The following is a 4,481-nucleotide window of genomic DNA, read 5'->3' on the forward strand; positions in this document are numbered from 1 at the left end:
TGCGGCCCGCCTTGCATCCAGGCCCATCCGCCGCGCCTCGGGTACGAACTTTGTGAGACATGCAGGCTAAGCGTTCGCTTTGGATGACAGGATTCAGGATTCTTCCTTTGCTTTTCTTAGGGAACGGATTGTGGCGCCTAGGGGGGGTAGGGTTTCCCTGCGGCTAGGTCAAGGGATTTGCCCGTGTTCGGTTGCCTGGGTGCGGAGTCTGGTCGATCCGGTGAATCTCTGGGAGCAGGTACATCCGAGTTGGTTGAGCCGCTCTGCCCCATAATTGTCCGGAACCCGGGGAGGTTCTTTGCGCCGAAAAAGTGAATGCGTTTCTAGCGAGATCTTGCTAAGACCATAGCGCTGCAAGCTTTAATGCACGACGCGCGAAGACGTTCACAAGCTTGGCCGAGCAGGCCAAGGCGACGGGTTCCCGTGACGGGCCTCGTCTTCGCGCTCATTGGCTTCTGGGTCCTTTCCGTCGGCCATGCACAAGGAGCAAAACAGGTCGTCTTGCCGTTCTCCGCGCTTCACAGCAAGGCTTCCCAACTGGGGAACCGACCGCGGAATCTGTGGACCCATGGGGAATTTACCGCCTGGGGTCCCGTTCGGGAGGGGGTATTTGCCGCGAGCTTTCCTCGGCTCTTAAGTTACACCGTCCTGCAAAAGCTCGCTCCGTTCTCGGTCCTGCCCACCGAGCCCATCGTCCAAATCACGATCTGCGAAACCCCGTTTCCCATTCCCGAGCTGCGGGAAGGGCGGCGCTTCGAAATCACCGAGGAAGAGCCGGCCAAAGTGTTGGAGATGTTGCAAGGGAACTACTTTTATGCTCGGCTCCGGCTTTCGGCTGCGCCAAAAGCCCTTTGGAAGAGCGATCCGGAAGAGGCGGGAGACGCGACTGCCGAGAAAAGCGAGGACGACCCGCCGGCTACCGAGAAACCGGAGCGGGGGATCCGGGGAGATCGCCATCTTGAGAAGGCGAACGGCGCTTCCCCCGAACCTCCCACGACTCTGCATTTCGCCGATATTGGCCGTGTTTGGAAAGAGCGGGGAACTCGGCCGGCCCGGACATGGGTCTACGGGAGGTTCTTCGTCGATACCGACGTGCAAAACGGTCTCTTTACCGCGCATGAAGCGGGTTTAGCGACGCGAAGAGTTGTGGAAGGACTACTCGCCTCCGCGGCGATCTTCCCTTTTGGAGAACGTTTCGATACCGCGATCTTCTCGTCGCATGTCCCCGGCTTGCAGATGAAACGGAAGACGGTGATCGAAATCGATAAGGAGCATGCGGCTCTCGTGCGGGAAATCGTTCCGGCCGGAGGGTTGCTGGTGCGGCTGGAGCTAAAGGAAGAGCCCGAGATCGAAGGCCCGGGAGGGAATCATGGTGCCAAGGACTTTTTTTCTCCCGTCGTGCGGCTCTTTTCGCCCTGAACGATGGGAGTCCGAGCAGAACGAGCCGGGAGGCTTCCCGAACGACCCCTTCGCCGCCTTCGGAGGCAGGCTCGATTACCGCGGCGGGTTGGTCCACTGGATCGCCAGATAGTCGCAGTGGGACAAGAGGCCGATCAATCCGAGCGAGTTGACTTCGGGGTGGACGTCCGCCTTAGTCCAGAGGATCGCGTCCGCTCCGTGCTTCCTGGCTTCCTCCACCGCACGGGTGCGCGGAGAGCCTCCAAATCCCCCGTTGGCGCGGATCCTTCCGAGGATGACGTAAGGTCGCTTGGGGAAAGTCGCGTAGCGGCGCATGTTCCAGACCATCGAATACTCGCCCGTTCCGAGCGGGCCATGTTGGTAGGGCTTCTTAGCAGGATCCCACTGGGTCAGGATGGCATGCGAGGGGATCGTGGAGAGGAGCAGAAGGAAGATGGCAAATGCAATCCGGTTCATCCAAGGAAACTCTCCGGTTCCGGTAGAAAACGAGCCGTGGTCTTCCGTTCGGCCGAACGCTCGGATCATACCGGACGGAATTCTTCTGGCAAGGCCACGTTGCGCTCTCCGGAGGCTGCTTTTAAAGCCCTACGGCCCGGGCGGCGTGGTTGATCCCTTCGCTGATCATCGGGTGCGGGAAAGCCATGTAGCTGAGGGTCTCTGCGGTCGTCCCACTGCGGACCGCGAGGGCTAGGGGCGCAATCAGTTGCGCGGCTTCGATCCCCGCGATCTGCGCGCCGATCAGAGAGCCGGTCTTTTTGTCAAAGACCAGCTTCAGAAACCCATCTTCGTCAAAGATCTGCGCACGGGTGTCCGTTCGGTACGAGTAGGTCGATGCGACGGTCGCCAGATTCTCTCGGGCGGCCTCGGCCTCGGTCTGTCCGACCCATGCGACTTCGGGCTCGGTGAAGACGGTGAAGGGAACCGATTGGAAATCGACCGTCTTGTTGCCGCGCCCTTCGCTCAGGATATCGTCGGCGGCGACGAGGCTCTGGTAGACCGCAGAGTGGAAGAGCATGCTTCGGCCGTTGATGTCGCCCGGAGCATAGATGTGCGCATGCTTGGTGCGCAGCCGGTCGTCCACGGCAATCTTCTCTCCGGTCGCGAAGCCGAGATTCGACATGCCTTCGGGAACGACGGGCTCGCGTCCGGTCGCCATTAGGACGCAGTCCGCCGCAATCGACGTCGCCTCTCCCGCCCGCTCGTAGCGGACGAGCAGATCGCCGGCCGCTCCTCGCTCGATTGCCGTGACCTTCGCGTCGACCAAGATTCGGAGCCGCCGCGCGAGCGCCTCATGGAGGAAGCGGGCGATTTCGGGATCGACTCCAGGAAGGATCTGCCCTGTAGCCTCCAGCACGGTTGCCTCCGCACCAAGATTCTGGAGCATTGAGGCGGTTTCCAGACCGATGTAGCCTCCGCCGATCGCCACGAGGCGGCGAGGGAAGGGGAGATCGGCGCCGAGCCGAAAAAAGTGATGGGAGGTGACGGCAAGCTCGGCGCCTGGGATTGGGAGGATATGGGGCCGGGAGCCGGTTGCGACGATGATCTGCTTGGCATGATACCGCAGCAGGTCGCCATGGTCCGTAGTCACCTCGACCTTCTGGTCATCAAGGATGCGTGCCTGACCCTTGAGGAAGACGAGCGTCGAAGCTTCAATCTGCGCCCGGTGTTGGGCGTAGCGCAGGTTTTGAACACGATCCTTGTGCGCCAGCACCCTGCGCCAATCGATTTCAGGCTTCGTTCCTCGCAAGCCGAAAAGAGGGTACTTCTCCGGCCAGGTGCGGGCGAGGGAGGCTTCCCGGACGGTCTTCGAGGGCACGCAGCCCTCCGCAAGGCAGTCGCCACCGAGATTGCCGATCGGATCGGCCATGACCACCGATCGCCCTGCGCCCGCGAGGCGAAAAGCGGCGGGATATCCACCTCCCCCGGCACCGAGAACCATCGTGTCGATCGTCTCTTCCTTAGCCATGCTTGCGTCTCCTTTAGGAGGATTTCGAGCTCGCTTGCCTGTCCTGTCAAGCAAGAAGCGGTCGCCGAGAACTTAGAAATCTGGCGGTAGCGATCCTGTAGCTTCAGACCAGAATTAGAGCGTAGAAGGGACGCGGGAAAGCCCCGATTCCGCTTGGAAAGCAAAGTCGAGAATGGTGGCGGGGGCAGGATTTGAACCTGCGACCTTCAGGTTATGAGCCTGACGAGCTACCGGGCTGCTCCACCCCGCGATCTTGGGTAAGTTTTATACTGCCTGGCAAACGCAGTCGACGCAAGAAGAAAATGCCTGCGTTCGCTATTGAGACTGCTGAATCTTTGCGAGGATGTGGCTTTTGGAAGCTGCGCCGACCTGTCGACCCTTGACCTCTCCGTCCCGGAAGATCAGAAGAGTCGGAATCGACTGGATGGAAAAGCGAAAGGAGAGCTCCTGCTCCTGGTCGACGTTCACCTTGCCGAACTTGACCTTTCCGGAAAGCTCGTTGGCAAGCTCTTCGATCACGGGAGCCACCATACGGCAGGGACCGCACCATTCTGCCCAGAAATCAAGAACTACGGGAACGGGGGATTGAGCAACTTCCTGCGCAAAATTCTTGTCGGTGATTTCGTGAACGAGACCAGCCATGAAAAAGCCTCCTTGCTAGAATTAGCCGCCGGTGATTGGCGGAACCCGCTTTTTAAAGCACGTCAGTGTAGACTAATGCAAGATATATTGCCGTCAGCGTGCTGACAAGCGCTGCCGTCAAAGCGAGCACAATTCCGCCGTTTCGTTCCGGTGTGTCATTGTCGGACGTTTCCCGGCTTTTCGGCTTCGCAGCGGGTTTCTCGGCCTCGCGCGTCTTGCTCGATGGTTCTCCGGTTCGAGCGGAAGGACGTACGGAATAGCGTGGAGGTTGCGGTTGCGCAGAAGCTTTTGCGGAGGAAGCAGCCGGTGATTGTGGCACTGGTCGCGCACTGTTCGAGCGGGCATTCGGTGTCGCTCGAGACGGGGCAGGACGATACGGTTGAGCGGGTGCGGACGGCGGCGGCTGGCTCCACTGCGCAGGGGGCTGGGGAGCTGTACGGGCCTGCGGTTGGGG

At 60.4% G+C, this 4,481-nt stretch carries 5 protein-coding genes and 1 tRNA gene; 2 read left to right on the forward strand and 4 right to left on the reverse strand.

Translation table 11 applies throughout. The annotated features are described in order from the left end of the window. The first annotated feature begins 423 nt into the window (after positions 1-423). Positions 424-1,419: a hypothetical protein gene (locus MAMT_RS08890; protein WP_142660665.1), complete on the forward strand. Its 996-nt coding sequence runs from the start codon at positions 424-426 to the stop codon at positions 1,417-1,419. A gap of 75 nt (positions 1,420-1,494) precedes the next feature. Here the strand turns inward: MAMT_RS08890 and MAMT_RS08895 are convergent, their stop codons facing one another. The 4 genes from MAMT_RS08895 to trxA all read right to left on the reverse strand — a co-directional run bounded on the left by MAMT_RS08895 (position 1,495) and on the right by trxA (position 4,027). Further along, positions 1,495-1,875: a hypothetical protein gene (locus tag MAMT_RS08895; protein WP_142660668.1), complete on the reverse strand. Its 381-nt coding sequence runs from the start codon at positions 1,873-1,875 to the stop codon at positions 1,495-1,497. Between the two features lie 121 nt (positions 1,876-1,996). Continuing rightward, positions 1,997-3,385: a dihydrolipoyl dehydrogenase gene (locus MAMT_RS08900; RefSeq protein WP_142660669.1), complete on the reverse strand. Its 1,389-nt coding sequence runs from the start codon at positions 3,383-3,385 to the stop codon at positions 1,997-1,999. A 173-nt stretch (positions 3,386-3,558) separates the two neighbouring features. Then, a tRNA-Met gene (locus MAMT_RS08905) sits at positions 3,559-3,635 on the reverse strand. Positions 3,636-3,700: 65 nt separating this feature from the next. Next, positions 3,701-4,027 carry a thioredoxin gene (trxA, locus tag MAMT_RS08910; protein ID WP_142660671.1) on the reverse strand — a complete coding sequence of 109 codons (327 nt, stop codon included), beginning with the start codon at positions 4,025-4,027 and terminating at the stop codon, positions 3,701-3,703. A gap of 261 nt (positions 4,028-4,288) precedes the next feature. On the opposite strand from trxA, the gene MAMT_RS08915 reads away from it, so the two are divergent. Beyond that, positions 4,289-4,481: hypothetical protein (locus MAMT_RS08915; RefSeq protein WP_178087043.1), on the forward strand; the 193-nt coding region annotated here is incomplete at its 3' end.

The sequence above is a fragment of the Methylacidimicrobium tartarophylax genome, assembly GCF_902143375.2.
Classification (GTDB): Bacteria; Verrucomicrobiota; Verrucomicrobiia; order Methylacidiphilales; family Methylacidiphilaceae; genus Methylacidimicrobium; species Methylacidimicrobium tartarophylax.